We start from the raw sequence: 12819 nt of genomic DNA, 5'->3' as shown, positions 1-12819 counted from the left end.
GTCGTCGTCCCCGGACTCCGCCTCGAGACGGGTCTGTGACACCACGGCAATCGGCGCCACAGGGCCGACCCGGCAGAATAGGCACCACCCCGCACGCTACGAGAGGACTCCGTCATGGACGGGAACCCGCCCCACGACCGCACCGCCACGCCGCCGGGGGAGGGGGCCCTGCGCGGCGAGGGCCGCCTGACCCCCGCGCGGTTCATCGAGGAGGTCACCTACCCGCACGACATCCACCCTGCCCTGGTGCCCGGCGTCTCGATCGAGGACCAGAAGGTCCGGTACCGGCTGGACAAGGTGATCATCGGCGTCGTCGGCGCGCTCGTGCTGGGCTTCGTGGTGTGGGGCGTGCTGCAGCCGGACGCCGTGCTCGAGGTGTCCTCAGCAGCCCTGGGCTGGGTCATGCAGAACCTCGGCTGGGTGTTCTCCTCCCTGGCGATCGTCATGGTCGTGTTCCTCCTGGCCCTGGCGTTCTCCCGGTACGGCCGCATCACCCTCGGCCTGGACGGGGAGCGGCCGGAGTACTCCACCGCCTCCTGGGCGGCCATGCTGTTCGCCGCGGGCATCGGCATCGGCATCATCTTCTTCGGCCCCTACGAGCCGCTCACCTACTACCTGTCCCCGCGGCCGGGCGCCTACGAGCCGGCCTCCACCGAAGCGATCTCCGGCGCCATGGCGCAGGCGGCCATGCACTGGGGCGTCAACGCGTGGGCGATCTACGCGATGGTCGGCCTCGCGGTGGCCTACGTGTCCTACCGCCGCGGCCGCGTCCCGCTCATGAGCTCGATCCTCATGCCGCTGTTCAACCGCGGCGACGACCCCAAGTCCTTCGGCGCCCGCCTCATCGACTCCCTGGCGATCATCGCCACTCTCTTCGGCACCGCCGCCTCCCTGGGGATCGGCGCCCTGCAGATCGGCCAGGGCGTGCAGATCGTCACCGGCTGGTCCATGGAGGGCAACGCCGTGGCGATCGGCATCATCACCCTGCTGACCATCGGCACCGTCATCTCCGCCGTCTCGGGCGTGGCCCGCGGCATCCGCTGGCTGTCCAACATCAACATGGTGCTGGCCGTCGGCCTGGCCCTGTTCTTCTTCGTGGCCGGCCCCACCGCCTTCCTGCTCAACGTGATCCCCGGCGTGATGATGGAGTACGTCTCCTCCGGTCCGGACATGCTCGGGGCCAACATGTCCCAGGGCGAACAGATGCAGCAGTTCCTCTCCACCTGGACCACGTTCTACTGGGCCTGGTGGGTCTCCTGGGCACCGTTCGTGGGCGTCTTCGTGGCCAAGATCTCCCGCGGCCGCACCATCCGCCAGTTCGTGCTGGGCGCGCTGTTCATCCCCTCGGCCGTGATCATCGCGGCGTTCACCATCATCGGCGGCACCGCCATCTGGCTGCAGCGCACCGACGGCACGATCGCCCCGGACGGCACCGCGGACTCCCTGCCGGCGCCGGCGGAGATCTTCTGGGTGGTCATCGACCAGCTGCCGGGCGGCTGGATCGTGGCCCCCGTGGTGATCGTGATGCTCGCGGTCTTCTTCATCACCACCGCGGACTCCGCGTCGGTCGTGAACTCACAGCTGTCCCAGGGCGGTGCCCCGAGGCCGCGCCGCCTGGTGACGGCGTTCTGGGCGCTCTGCATGGCGGGCATCGCCGTGGTGATGCTGCTGACCGGCGGCGACACCGCGCTGACCGGCCTGCAGAACCTGATCACCATCACGGCGCTGCCGTTCTCCGTGGTGATCGTGCTGATGGCGGTCGCGCTGTTCAAGGAGCTGCGGAACGACCCGCAGGCCATCCGCGAGCACTACAAGCGGGAGGCGCTGGAGAAGGCCGTGCGCCACGGCATCGAGGACCACGGCGACGACTTCACCCTGGCCGTGGAGCCGGTGGCCGCCGGCAGCCCCTATGCGGTGGGCGGCGACTTCGACTCCACGGCCGCCGAGGTCACCGACTGGTACCAGCGCACGGACGAGGACGGCAACGACGTCGGCTACGACTACGAGACCGGCGAGTACCTGGACGAGGGCTCCGGGACGCAGGTGCGCCGTGACCGGGAGGACGAGCCGAACGACGACGGCCGCCCGCCCCGCGCCTGATCTCCCACTCCCGGCGCTGTCGTCCGGGGGCCGTCGAGTCCGCGGGCGCGGACCGGGGTACTGACACGGTGCCCTGTGCGAGGGCAGACTGGGACCATGATCGTTGCCTTCTCCGTCGCCCCGTCCGGTGCCCCCTCCGACCCGTCGCTCGCCCGACCCGCCGGAGGCGAGGACTCCGCCTCGGTGCACGAGGCCGTGGCCGCCGCCGTCGCGGTGGTGCGCGCCTCCGGGCTGCCGCACCGCACCTCCTCGATGTTCACCGAGATCGAGGGGGAGTGGGACGAGGTCATGGCCGTGGTCAAGGAGGCCACCGAGGCCGTGGGCCGCTACGGCTCCCGCGTCTCCCTCGTGCTCAAGGCGGACATCCGGCCAGGGCACACCGGGGAGCTGGACGGCAAGCTCGAGCGCCTGGAGGCCGCCATCGGGCGTGCGGACGACGACGCCCGGGAGGGCCACGGGTGAGCGGTGGCGATCCCACGACGCCGAGTGGTGAGCGCACACGCTCACGGGGCGAGGATCCGCCGTCCGTGACGGTGTGTCCTCACCGGTTCTCGCTCGGCGCGGTGGGGGTCCGGCCCGTGATGCCCGAGGACCTGCCCGCCGTCCTGGCCATGAAGAACGCCGTGTGGCGGATCGTCTACGCGGACGTGCTCCCCGCGGAGGAGTTCGACCGCCTCGACGCGGGCCTGCCGGACCAGGTCGATGGCTGGCGGCGGAACCTCGCCGCGCCCGAGATCACCACGGTGCTGGCCGAGACCCCGGATGGCACCGTGGTCGGGATGGCGTCGTCCGGACCCGCCCGGCCGATCGAGCATCTGCCGGACTCCGCCGACGGGGAGGGCGGCACGGCAGGCGCCGTCCCCGCCTTCGAGCTATTCGCGATCTACGTGCTGCCCTCCCAGCAGGGCACGGGCCTGGCGGACCGGCTCATGGCGGCCACGGTCGGGACGGAGCCCGCGCGGCTGCGGGTGCTGGACGGCAACGCGCGGGCCGAGGCGTTCTACCGCCGCCACGGCTTCGAGGCTCTCGGCGATCCGGTCCCGCTCGGCCCGCCGTGGCAGGACGCCGCCGAGCGCCGCTACGTGCGCCGGTGAGCGCGCCGCCGTGGGACGCGCCATCATGGACCCATGATCGAGGCCGGCACCTTTCCCATCAGCTCGGGCACCGCGACCATCGAGCCGGACCCGTGGAGCCCCGGCACGTGGCTGCTGCGCGTCAACGGCGTGGAGTCCTCCCAGCTGAACCCTGACACGCCCACGGAGCTCGGCTTCGAGTACATGCGCTGGGCGGCGGCCGTGCTCACCCACCGGTTCCCCGTGGACCGACGGATCCGCGTGCTCCACCTGGGCGGCGCCGGCTGCACCTTCGCCCGATGGGTGACGGCGGTCTACCCGCAGGCGCACCAGGTGGCCGTGGAGCTGGACGCCGGCCTGGCCGCGCTCGCGCGCACGCACTTCGAGCTGCCCCGCGCCCCGCAGCTGAAGATCCGCGTCGGCGAGGCGGGCGAGGTCCTGGCCGGCCTGCGCCCCGGCACCCGCGAGGTGGTCTTCCGCGACGTCTTCGCCCCCGCCTCGGACGAGCCGGGCGCACCGCACATCACCCCGGAGCACCTCACCGGGACGACGACGGCCGCCTCCGTCGCCTCCGTCCTCACCTCCGGTGGGGTGTACGTCCTCAACATCGGGGGAGGCCCGGACCTGACCTCCGTCCGGCAGGAGGTGGCCGCGCTGTGCGAGGTGTTCTCCCACGTGGAGGTCATGGCGGACCCGGCCATGCTCAAGGGCCGCCGCCGCGGCAACGTGATCGCGGCGGCCTCGGACGCGCTCCTGACGGACGAGGCGCTCGGCGGACGCCCCGCCCTCGCGCGCACCCTCCTCTCGGACCCCGTGCCGGCCCGCCTCGTGGACTCGGTGGAGAGGTTCGTCGCCGGCGCACGGGCGCGGCTCTGACGGTCTGCGTCCACGGTCCCTGACGCATCGTCGTGGAGGTCTCCCGAGAAGCAGGTAGGCACCGAGGTTCCAGCCCCTTCAGTCTGCGCACAGGAGTAGGCTGAAGGGGCACCGCCGGGGTCACCGCGGATCCCGGCACCGCCGTTGCCGAAGGAGGCCCGCATGCCCACCGATCCGAATACCACCGCCCCCGCCGCCGGCCGGGAGGCCGCCGGCCGTCTGGGTGTCATCGTGGGCGTGGACGGCTCGGACCAGTCGATCTCCGCGGCCCGCTGGGCCCAGCGTGAGGCCGGCGCCCGGAACCTCTCGCTGACGCTCGTCACCGCCTACACCGTCCCGGCCTTCTGGGGCTATGCCGGCGAGGTGGGCGGGCAGCTCACGGACGACGCCGCCCTGCGCGAGGGCGTCCTGGAGATGCTCAAGACCGTGGAGGCGAAGCTCGAGGCCGACGGCGTCCGCCCCACCCTGCGCGTGGAGATCGGCGATGCCGCCGGCGTCCTCGTGGACCTCTCCCGCGACGCGGACCTGCTGGTCTCCGGAGCCCGCGGTCGCGGCGGATTCCTCGGCCGGCTGCTCGGGTCCGTGTCCTCCGCCCTCCCGGGCCATGCCCACTGCCCGGTCGCGATCATCCCGGCCGGTGAGGACGGCACCCGTGCCGGTGGCGACGCACCTGTGGTGGTCGGCCTGGACGGCTCCGAACAGGGCCGCGCCGCCGCCCTCGTGGCCGCCGAGGAGGCCCGCATCCGCCAGGCGCCGCTGCACATGGTCTCGGTCGTCCCGCCGGCGGCGGCCTCCACGGCCTGGCTGTCCGTGTCCGTGGACGAGCAGGCCATGATCGACGACCTGCAGCAGCGCCTCGAGGAGGGCGCGGCGTGGATGCGCCACGAGCACCCGGACCTCACGGTCACCACTCAGCTGCTGGACGGCGCGCCGGTGGAGGTGCTGGCCGAGCAGACCAGGACCGCTCGCCTCACGGTGCTGGGCACCCGCGGCCTCGGCGGCTTCGCCGGTGCGCTACTGGGCTCCACCAGCCAGGGCGTCTCGATCCACGCGAAGGGACCGGTGCTGATCGTCCCGTTCCGTGAGGACGCCCGCCTGGCCTCCCGCAAGGACTTCGGTCCGCTGCCGGACCAGCAGGGCTGAGCCCGCCGGGGCCGGGCCGTCGTCGGGGGACGGGGCTCAGCCCCAGCCGAGCTCGTGGAGGCGTTCCTCCTCGATGCCGAAGAAGTGGCCGACCTCGTGCATCACGGTCACCACGATCTCGTCCTCGAGCTCCTCGCGAGAGCGGCAGTGGCGGGTGAGGGGGCCGCGGAACACGACGATCCGGTCCGGCATCTGCCAGGCGGCCTCGGCGCGCTCGGCCAGCGAGTAGCCGTCGAAGAGGCCGAGCAGCTCCGTGTCCGGGTCCTCCCAGGGCTCCGGCTCGTACTCCTCCTCGACCACCACCACGACGTTCGTGAGCAGCCGGGCGAGCTCGTCCGGGATGCGGCGCAGGGCGGCGGAGACGGCGTCGTCGAACTCCTGCTCGCTCATCCACTCGAGGTGTCCGTCCTCGGGCGCGTCCGGGGAGGGCTGCCCGGCGGGGGCCGTCGAGTGGTCCTCGAAGGGATCGTCGGTGGTGTGCGGCTCGTGGGTCACGGCTGCTCCTGTGGGCGGTCTCATCGGCCCGATGGCGGGCGGACGGGATTTGCGGGGCCTGGTGGCCCACTCTAGACTCGGGGAGTCCAACTCGGGATGCTCGACTCGGACAGGCCCCCATCGTCTAGTGGCCTAGGACACCGCCCTTTCACGGCGGCGACACGGGTTCGAATCCCGTTGGGGGTACCCAGACCACCCGCCCTCGAGGCGTGGCGGAGATCACCTCCCTGCCGGTTTGGACAAGCAGGAGACTCCCTGGTAGAGTTTCTACTCGTTGCGAAAGCGACACCACAACAGAACAAGGCCCTGTGGCGCAGTTGGTTAGCGCGCCGCCCTGTCACGGCGGAGGTCGCGGGTTCAAGTCCCGTCAGGGTCGCTCGGATGTTCCGAACACCGGAATGCCGGTGACGGAGGATCTTGGTGACGATGAGTCATCGGGCTCTGTAGCTCAGTTGGTAGAGCGTTCGACTGAAAATCGAAAGGTCACCGGATCGACGCCGGTCGGAGCCACCACCTCAGAAAGAGGCCCTCGCGGAAGCGGGGGCCTCTTTCGTCGTCCGGAAGCCTTTGCCTCCCTGGGCCCTGTAACCCTACTCACGGGAAGATGACAGGACTGAGCCCCGGCCACTATCGTCGGCCCTCGTGACTTCAACTCCGCCTTCCCGCAATAGCACTGAACCATCGACCCCGCCGGGAGACCGCCCGGCCACCGAGGCCGCCGTGGACGCGGCCACCGCCTCGGGCGTCCCCGGCGACGCGGACGTGACCCCGGAGCAGCCTCGCGGCAACGAGCTCGAGCTCGTGCCCGGCACCGGTCGGCTCAAGGGCTGGGTGTTCTGGCCCTCCGCCGTCATCATCCTTGCCTTCGTGGGCGTGACCCTGGCGTTCCCCGAGGCCATGGAGACCGGCATCGGCGCCGTGCAGTCGGCGATCATCGCCAACTTCTCATGGTGGTACGCACTCGTCGCCCTGGTCTTCGTGTTCTTCTGCCTCTACCTGGGCTTCTCCCGCAAGGGCAAGATCACCATGGGCCGCCCGGACGAGGGACCCGAGTTCTCCACCATGTCCTGGTTCGCGCTGCTCTTCGCCGCCGGCATGGGCATCGGCCTGGTGTTCTACGGCATGACCGAGCCGCTGATGCACTTTACCTCGCCGCGCCCGGACGTGGGCGCCGGGGATCCGAACAGCGGCGAGCTCGCGGAGGCCGCCCTGGCCACCACCTTCATGCACTGGGGTCTGCAGCCCTGGGCCATCTACGCCGTGGTGGGCGTGGCCGTCGGGCTGGCGATCCACCGCCGTGGACGCCCGCTGTCCCTGCGCTGGGCCTTCGAGCCGCTGATCGGTGAGAAGAACACCCGTGGCGGCTGGGGCAACCTGATCGACAACATCGCCCTGATCGGCACCGTCTTCGGCGTCGCCACCTCCCTCGGCCTGGGCGTGACCCAGATGGCCGCCGGCCTGCGCTCCCTCGGGATCGTGGCCGAGGACTCCGCCTGGCTGGAGTATGTGATGATCGCCGCCGTGACCGTGGTGGTCCTCTACACCGTGGTGTCCGGCGTGGCCCGCGGCATGAAGTGGCTGTCCAACTTCAACCTGGTCCTGGCCGCCGGCCTGCTGCTGTTCCTGGCGATCGTGGGTCCGACCGCGATCCTGTTCAAGGAGACCGTGCAGTCCTTCGGTGCCTACATGCAGAACTTCCTGGGCGACTCGCTGAACGTCTCCGCCTTCTTCGGCGAGGAGGGCGACGCCTGGCAGGCGGGCTGGTCCGCCTACTACTGGGGCTGGTGGATGTCCTGGACGCCGTTCGTCGGCATCTTCATCGCCCGCATCTCCCGCGGCCGCACCGTGCGCACCTTCATCATGGGCGTGCTGGCCGTGCCGACCCTGATCTCCGTGCTCTGGTTCGGCATCCTGGGCGGCACCGCCATCTACTTCGAGACCGTGAAGCCGGCCGGCTACGCGTCCGTGGTGGGCGCGGACGGCACGGTGGATGCGAACTCCGCGCTGTTCCAGGTGCTGGAGCAGATGCCGGCGGGCACCCTGCTGGTGATCGGTGCGATCATCCTGTCCGCGGTGTTCTTCGTGACGTCCTCGGACTCCGGCTCGCTGGTGATGGGCATGCTCGCCACCGGTGGCGACCCGGAGCCGAAGATGTGGATCCGCCTGTTCTTCGCGATCGCCACCGCCTTCATGGCGGCGGCCCTGCTGATGGCCGGTGGTCTGTCCGCCATCCAGACGCTCGCGATCACCATCGGCCTGCCGTTCTCCGTGCTGATGCTGCTGATGTGCGTGGCCACGCTGCGCACCCTCGGGTACTCGGTGGCCCGGGTGGAGGCGGTGCGCCGTCAGGCGCAGCTGGCGTCCATCAAGAGCCATCTCGGACTGGACACGGACGACGACGAGGTCGTGGACGGCCCTGCCACCGCGTCTGCGTGGTGGGCCTCCCTGAGCCACGAGGGCAAGCACCGCATCGCGCAGATGGCCTCCGCCGGCCCGGACGATGTGATCACCGTGACCCCGCCGAGCGGCTCGGGCTCCAGCCGGGCCGGGCGCGCTGACCGGCGGCCGAGGCCCTTCACGACGACGCCGTCACCTTCCTCAGGGAAGGTGACCCGGCCGTTCGCGTGCGTGGTGTCAGGTCAGCGGTATTCCTCGACCGCGAGCGGCATGGTGCCGGTGCGGACGTTGCGGTTGCCGTGGCGGCGGGCGCCGAGGAACCAGGCCGCGGTGAGCACGGCCAGCCAGATCAGACCCACGATGAGGGCCTGGCGGCTCTCCGGGTCCCAGGCGAGCAGTCCGATGACCAGGGCGATGAAGGCCAGGGTGACCCAGGTGGTGACGGCACCGCCGGGTAGGGCGAATGCCCCCGGCTCCTCGCCGTGACGGGCCATGGTCTTCCGCATGCCGCGGTGGGTCAGCAGGATCATGGTCCAGGTGAAGACCACCGCAAAGGTGGCGACCTGGGCCACCATCACGAAGACGTCCTGCCTCACCGTGTTGATGACGGCGCCGATGACCATCACGCCGATCACCAGGGCCACCGCCGCCCACGGGACGCCGCGGGAGGAGACGGTCCGGAAGGAGCGCGGGGCGTGTCCGTCGCCGGCCATCGCGTAGAGGAGGCGGCCGATCGAGTAGGTGCACGCGTTCACGGCGGACACGGCGGCGGTGAGCACCACGAAGTTCAGGATGTGCGGGGCGGCCGGGATGCCCAGGGTGTCGAAGATCTCCACGAACGGGGAGGTCTCGCCGGTGATCTTGTTCCACGGGACGAGGGACATGATCACGACCATGGTGCCGACGTAGAAGATCAGGATGCGGGCCGGGACGGTGTTGATGGCCTTGGGAAGGGCGCCGGAGGCGTCCTTGGCCTCGCCCGCGGTGATGCCGATGGTCTCGATGCCGCCGAAGGAGAAGATCACGATCGCCAGGGCCAGCAGGACGCCGGTGATGCCCTCGGGCATGAAGCCGCCGTGGTCCACGAGGTTGTGCAGGCCGGCGGTCGTCTCGCCGTCGTAGCTCATGCCCATGACCATCAGGACCACGCCGCCGATGATCATGCCGATGATCGCGACCACCTTGATGATCGAGAGCCAGAACTCCAGCTCGCCGAAGTTGCCCACGTGGGTGAGGTTGACGGCGCCGATGAACAGGATGCAGGCGCCGATCCACAGCCAGGCCGGGGTGCCCGGGTACCAAAAGTCCATGTAGACGGCCACGGCGGTGACGTCAGCGATGACCACGATCGACAGCTCGAACACGTACGTCCAGCCTGTGACGAAGCCGGCGAACGGGCTCAGATAGCGGTGGGCGTAGGCGCCGAAGGAGCCGGAGACCGGCTCGCGCACGGCCATCTCGCCCAGGGCGCGCATCACCATGAACACGGCGAGGCCGGCCACGATGTAGGCGAGGATCACGGCGGGGCCGGCGGTCATGATGGCCGGCGCCGAGCCGTAGAACAGGCCGGTGCCGATGGCCGTGCCGAGGGCGATGAAGACGATGTGGCGGGTGCTGAGGCCGCGCTGCAGGCCGGGGTCCGCGGCAGGTCGTGCCGGGGTCCCCTCAGGGGTGTGCGCCATGGTGGTGGCTCCTCCGAGGCAGTGGGGTCATGGGTGAGACGAGTCACCATTGTGGACCCCGGTCACAGTACGTGCCACCCGGAGGTTGTTCAACAAAAAGTTCCCGACGGGCGGCCTGGACGTCCGCTGTGCCGTGCGGGCCCGGCTCGCACGCGTCAGCGCAGGATCCAGGCTGCGGTGTCCGGGAGCAGGGGAGCGGAGGCGTCCTCGGCGTCGTTCGGGCGGTCCGAGCGCACCAGCACCCGGTGGCCCTGCGGCAGCTCGACCTCGCCGGTGCCCAGGTTCGCGATGACCAGCACGGTCTGCTCCGGGACCGGCTCGCCCGAGCCCAGGTGCCTGCCGCCGCCGCTGGTCACGGTGAACGCCACCACCCCGTTCTCCGGGTCGTGCCGGTCTGACCACGCGAAGCGGCCCACGCCCATGTCCAGCTCGCCGCGCACGGAGATCAGGTGGCGGTACAGCTCGTAGGAGGAGCCGGCCACCTCCACCTGACGGTCCGCGGCATAGCCGGCGTAGGAGTCCGGCTGCGGCAGCCAGGGGGCGGCGGGGCCGCCGGTCGCGGTGCCGTCCGGGGTGGTCGTGTCCGGTGAGGACGCGCCCAGGGTGACGTCAGCAGAGGAGGCGACGGCGCCGTCGTCGTGGTTCACGGAGAAGCCGTAGCCCGGGGCCTGGGAGTCCCACGGCATGGGGATGCGGCAGCCGTCCCGGCCGGCTCGGTGCCGCCGGTGCGGAAGAAGTACGGGTCCTGGCGGTGGTCGGCGGCCAGGGTGGTGTGCTCGGGCAGGCCCAGCTCGTCGCCCTGGTACACGTACGCCGAGCCGGGCAGGCCCAGCTCCACCACGGCGGCGGCACGGGCACGCTGACGGCCGAGCTCCTCGTCCGGCTGCTCGTCCGCGGCGGTGATGCCGGCCGGGTAGGAGGACGGGTCGGACAGGCCGTAGCGGGAGGTGTGGCGGACCGTGTCATGGTTGGACAGCACCCAGGTGTTCGTGGCGCCGACCTTCCCGGCCTCCACCATGGACCGGTCGATCGCCGAGGACATGGACTCGGCCTCCCACCCGGACATCAGGTACGTGAAGTTGAAGGTCTGCTGGCACTCGCCTTCACGCACGTAGCGGAACATGCGCGGCAGCGGGGACACCCAGGCCTCGGCCACCATCATCGGCTCGTGGTCATAGGAGTCCAGGATCTCGCGCCAGCGGCGGTAGATCGCGTGCACGCCGTCCTGGTCCAGGAACGGCATGGCCGGCTCGTGCGCGTCCACGTCGAAGTCCGGGTCCGTCTCCTCCCCGGCGTCCGTGACCATGCCCATGCGGGTGTGGTCCGCGTCCGGCAGGCCCTCCTTCTTCACCATGCCGTGGGCCACGTCGATGCGGAAGCCGTCCACCCCGCGGTCCAGCCAGAACCGCAGCACGGACTCCATCTCCTCGTGGACCTCCGGGTTCTCCCAGTTCAGGTCCGGCTGCGAGGAGTCGAACAGGTGCAGGTACCACTGGCCGGGCGTGCCGTCCGGGTCCTGGGTGCGGGTCCAGGCGCGGCCGCCGAAGGTGGAGTCCCAGTTGTTCGGCGGCTCGGAGCCGTCCTCGCCGCGGCCGTCCGCGAAGTGGTAGCGGGCGCGCTCCGGGGAGCCGGGAGCGGCGGCGAGGGCCGCCTGGAACCAGGGGTGCTCCGAGGACGTGTGGTTCGGGACCAGGTCCACGATGATCCGCAGCCCCGCCTCGTGCGCCGCCGCGATGAGCTCGTCCGCGTCCTCGAGCGTGCCGAACAGCGGGTCCACGTCCCGGTAGTCCGAGACGTCGTAGCCGCCGTCCTTCTGCGGGGAGCGGTAGAACGGCGAGAGCCAGACCGCGTCCACGCCGAGCTCGCCAGGTACGGCACCTTCGCGGTCACACCCGGCAGGTCCCCCATGCCGTCCCCGTCCCCGTCCGCGAACGAGCGCGGGTAGACCTGGTAGATCACCGCGTCCACCCACCAGGGGTTGTGCGGGCGGTTGCGGGCTTCCGACGGCGGGGTGCTCAGGGGCTGCGTGGTCATGCCGAACAGCCTAGGACCGTGTGGTCCGGCCATGCCAGGACGGGCGGCGCGTGGCGGTGTGGTGGAGGGCACGGCGGGTCGGCCGGTGCGGGTGCAGCCGGGCCGTGGCGGCTCAGTTGGCGCGGGCGTGGAGGGTGAGCATGCCCCAGCGGCGGTTCAGACGCTCCTGCGCGACCGCCGCCGTGGCCTCGTCCTGCTCCTCGAGCGAGGCGAGCAGCGCCCAGAGGTCGTACGGGGACTCGTCCGGCCACACGAAGGGGGTGAGCCTGCCGTAGTCCAGCTCCAGCACCGCGTCCGGGCCGAACAGCTCCAGCCACCCGGACAGCTCCGTCAGCTCCCCGTTGAGGTCCGCGTCCGGGGCATGGCCCCGCAGGATCCGGGAGGCGCGGCCGCAGCGGATCAGGGCGTCCACCAGGCCGACCGTGCGGCGGGCGCGGAAGGGGCGGTCCTCCTGAGACCGCTGCCCGGGCGCGTTCCCGGGCCCTGCCGAGGAGTCGTCTGCCGTGGAGTCCTCCGTCGGGGCACCTGCCGCAGACGTCGGCCCGGGAGCGAGTTCCTCGTCCGGGTCGAACAGCAGCAGCCACGAGTGCGGGATGCCCCAGAGCGAGGAGCGCGTGCGGATCGCCATGCCGGGACGGGCGAACTCGGGGCGGGAGTCGCGGTCACCCTCTGCACCGCTGGCCTCCGTGGCGGACCCGTCCGGGTCGGTGCCCGAGGCGGACGGATCCGAGGCGACCGAGGGATCCGGTGAGGCGTCCAGGGCGGCGGTGTGCCGTCGTCGGGAATCCTCCGGGACGAGGGCGGTGAACTCCTCCGGCTCCAGCAGGCGCTCCAGGGATGCAGCCGAGTAGGCGGCGCGGCGGGCGAGCTGGTCCGGGCAGAAGCGGACGCGGCCGTCCGGGTGGGTGATCGCGCGGATCAGGTCCGGCTCCTCCGGATGCGGGAACGGGTCCACCCGCCGCCGGGTGACGCGGGCCAGGGTGCGGCGGTCGGCCTCGGCGTCGGAGTTCGGCGCGATC

At 71.3% G+C, this 12819-nt stretch carries 8 protein-coding genes, 3 tRNA genes and 2 pseudogenes; 9 read left to right on the top strand and 4 right to left on the bottom strand.

The features are described from left to right. The first annotated feature begins 114 nt into the window (after positions 1-114). From AC2W7A_RS00885 to AC2W7A_RS00865, 5 genes are all read left to right on the top strand, one after another. Positions 115-2100 carry a BCCT family transporter gene (locus AC2W7A_RS00885; RefSeq protein ID WP_485989684.1) on the top strand — a complete coding sequence of 662 codons (1986 nt, stop codon included), beginning with the start codon at positions 115-117 and terminating at the stop codon, positions 2098-2100. A gap of 96 nt (positions 2101-2196) precedes the next feature. Then, a complete protein-coding gene (locus AC2W7A_RS00880) occupies positions 2197-2562 on the top strand; it encodes a thiamine-binding protein (RefSeq protein ID WP_485989683.1) in 366 nt (121 codons plus the stop codon). A gap of 65 nt (positions 2563-2627) precedes the next feature. Then, the gene (locus tag AC2W7A_RS00875) at positions 2628-3194 is read left to right on the top strand and encodes a GNAT family N-acetyltransferase (RefSeq protein WP_485989682.1); all 567 of its coding nucleotides are present in this window, start codon (positions 2628-2630) and stop codon (positions 3192-3194) included. Positions 3195-3227: 33 nt separating this feature from the next. Beyond that, positions 3228-4049, top strand: a complete 822-nt coding sequence (locus AC2W7A_RS00870; RefSeq protein WP_485989681.1) for a spermidine synthase — start codon at positions 3228-3230, stop codon at positions 4047-4049. A 162-nt stretch (positions 4050-4211) separates the two neighbouring features. Next, positions 4212-5192, top strand: a complete 981-nt coding sequence (locus AC2W7A_RS00865) for a universal stress protein (RefSeq protein ID WP_485989680.1) — start codon at positions 4212-4214, stop codon at positions 5190-5192. Positions 5193-5228: 36 nt separating this feature from the next. On the opposite strand, the gene AC2W7A_RS00860 is transcribed toward AC2W7A_RS00865, so the two are convergent. Continuing rightward, positions 5229-5687 carry a metallopeptidase family protein gene (locus AC2W7A_RS00860; RefSeq protein WP_485989679.1) on the bottom strand — a complete coding sequence of 153 codons (459 nt, stop codon included), beginning with the start codon at positions 5685-5687 and terminating at the stop codon, positions 5229-5231. Positions 5688-5800: 113 nt separating this feature from the next. Here AC2W7A_RS00860 and AC2W7A_RS00855 point away from each other — a divergent pair. The 4 genes and pseudogenes from AC2W7A_RS00855 to AC2W7A_RS00840 form a co-directional block, all read left to right on the top strand. After that, positions 5801-5873, top strand: a tRNA-Glu gene (locus AC2W7A_RS00855). 116 nt (positions 5874-5989) lie between these two features. Further along, positions 5990-6063 (top strand) — tRNA-Asp (locus AC2W7A_RS00850). A gap of 61 nt (positions 6064-6124) precedes the next feature. After that, positions 6125-6200 (top strand) — tRNA-Phe (locus tag AC2W7A_RS00845). 288 nt (positions 6201-6488) lie between these two features. After that, positions 6489-8183 (top strand): annotated as a pseudogene (locus AC2W7A_RS00840) (BCCT family transporter); the annotation flags it as partial. Between the two features lie 143 nt (positions 8184-8326). Here the strand turns inward: AC2W7A_RS00840 and AC2W7A_RS00835 are convergent. The 3 genes and pseudogenes from AC2W7A_RS00835 to AC2W7A_RS00825 form a co-directional block, all read right to left on the bottom strand. Beyond that, positions 8327-9766 (bottom strand): amino acid permease, encoded by a 1440-nt coding sequence (locus tag AC2W7A_RS00835; protein WP_485989678.1) that lies wholly within the window; start codon positions 9764-9766, stop codon positions 8327-8329. A gap of 155 nt (positions 9767-9921) precedes the next feature. Further along, positions 9922-11800: pseudogene (locus AC2W7A_RS00830) on the bottom strand (glycoside hydrolase family 13 protein). Positions 11801-11912: 112 nt separating this feature from the next. After that, on the bottom strand, positions 11913-12819 hold a 907-nt coding region (locus AC2W7A_RS00825), incomplete at its 5' end, for a DUF8083 family protein (RefSeq protein WP_485989677.1).

This window comes from Micrococcus sp. LASM2_SD2 (genome assembly GCF_057364565.1).
The sequence above is the reverse complement of the archived record's forward strand: the minus strand, read 5'-3'. Positions and strand labels throughout refer to the sequence as shown.

Coding starts and splice junctions, on each gene's coding strand:
- AC2W7A_RS00885 (WP_485989684.1), top strand. CDS start 115: ATGGACGGGAACCCGCCCCACGACCGCACCGCCACGCCGCCGGGGGAG.
- AC2W7A_RS00880 (WP_485989683.1), top strand. CDS start 2,197: ATGATCGTTGCCTTCTCCGTCGCCCCGTCCGGTGCCCCCTCCGACCCG.
- AC2W7A_RS00870 (WP_485989681.1), top strand. CDS start 3,228: ATGATCGAGGCCGGCACCTTTCCCATCAGCTCGGGCACCGCGACCATC.
- AC2W7A_RS00865 (WP_485989680.1), top strand. CDS start 4,212: ATGCCCACCGATCCGAATACCACCGCCCCCGCCGCCGGCCGGGAGGCC.
- AC2W7A_RS00835 (WP_485989678.1), bottom strand. CDS start 9,766: ATGGCGCACACCCCTGAGGGGACCCCGGCACGACCTGCCGCGGACCCC.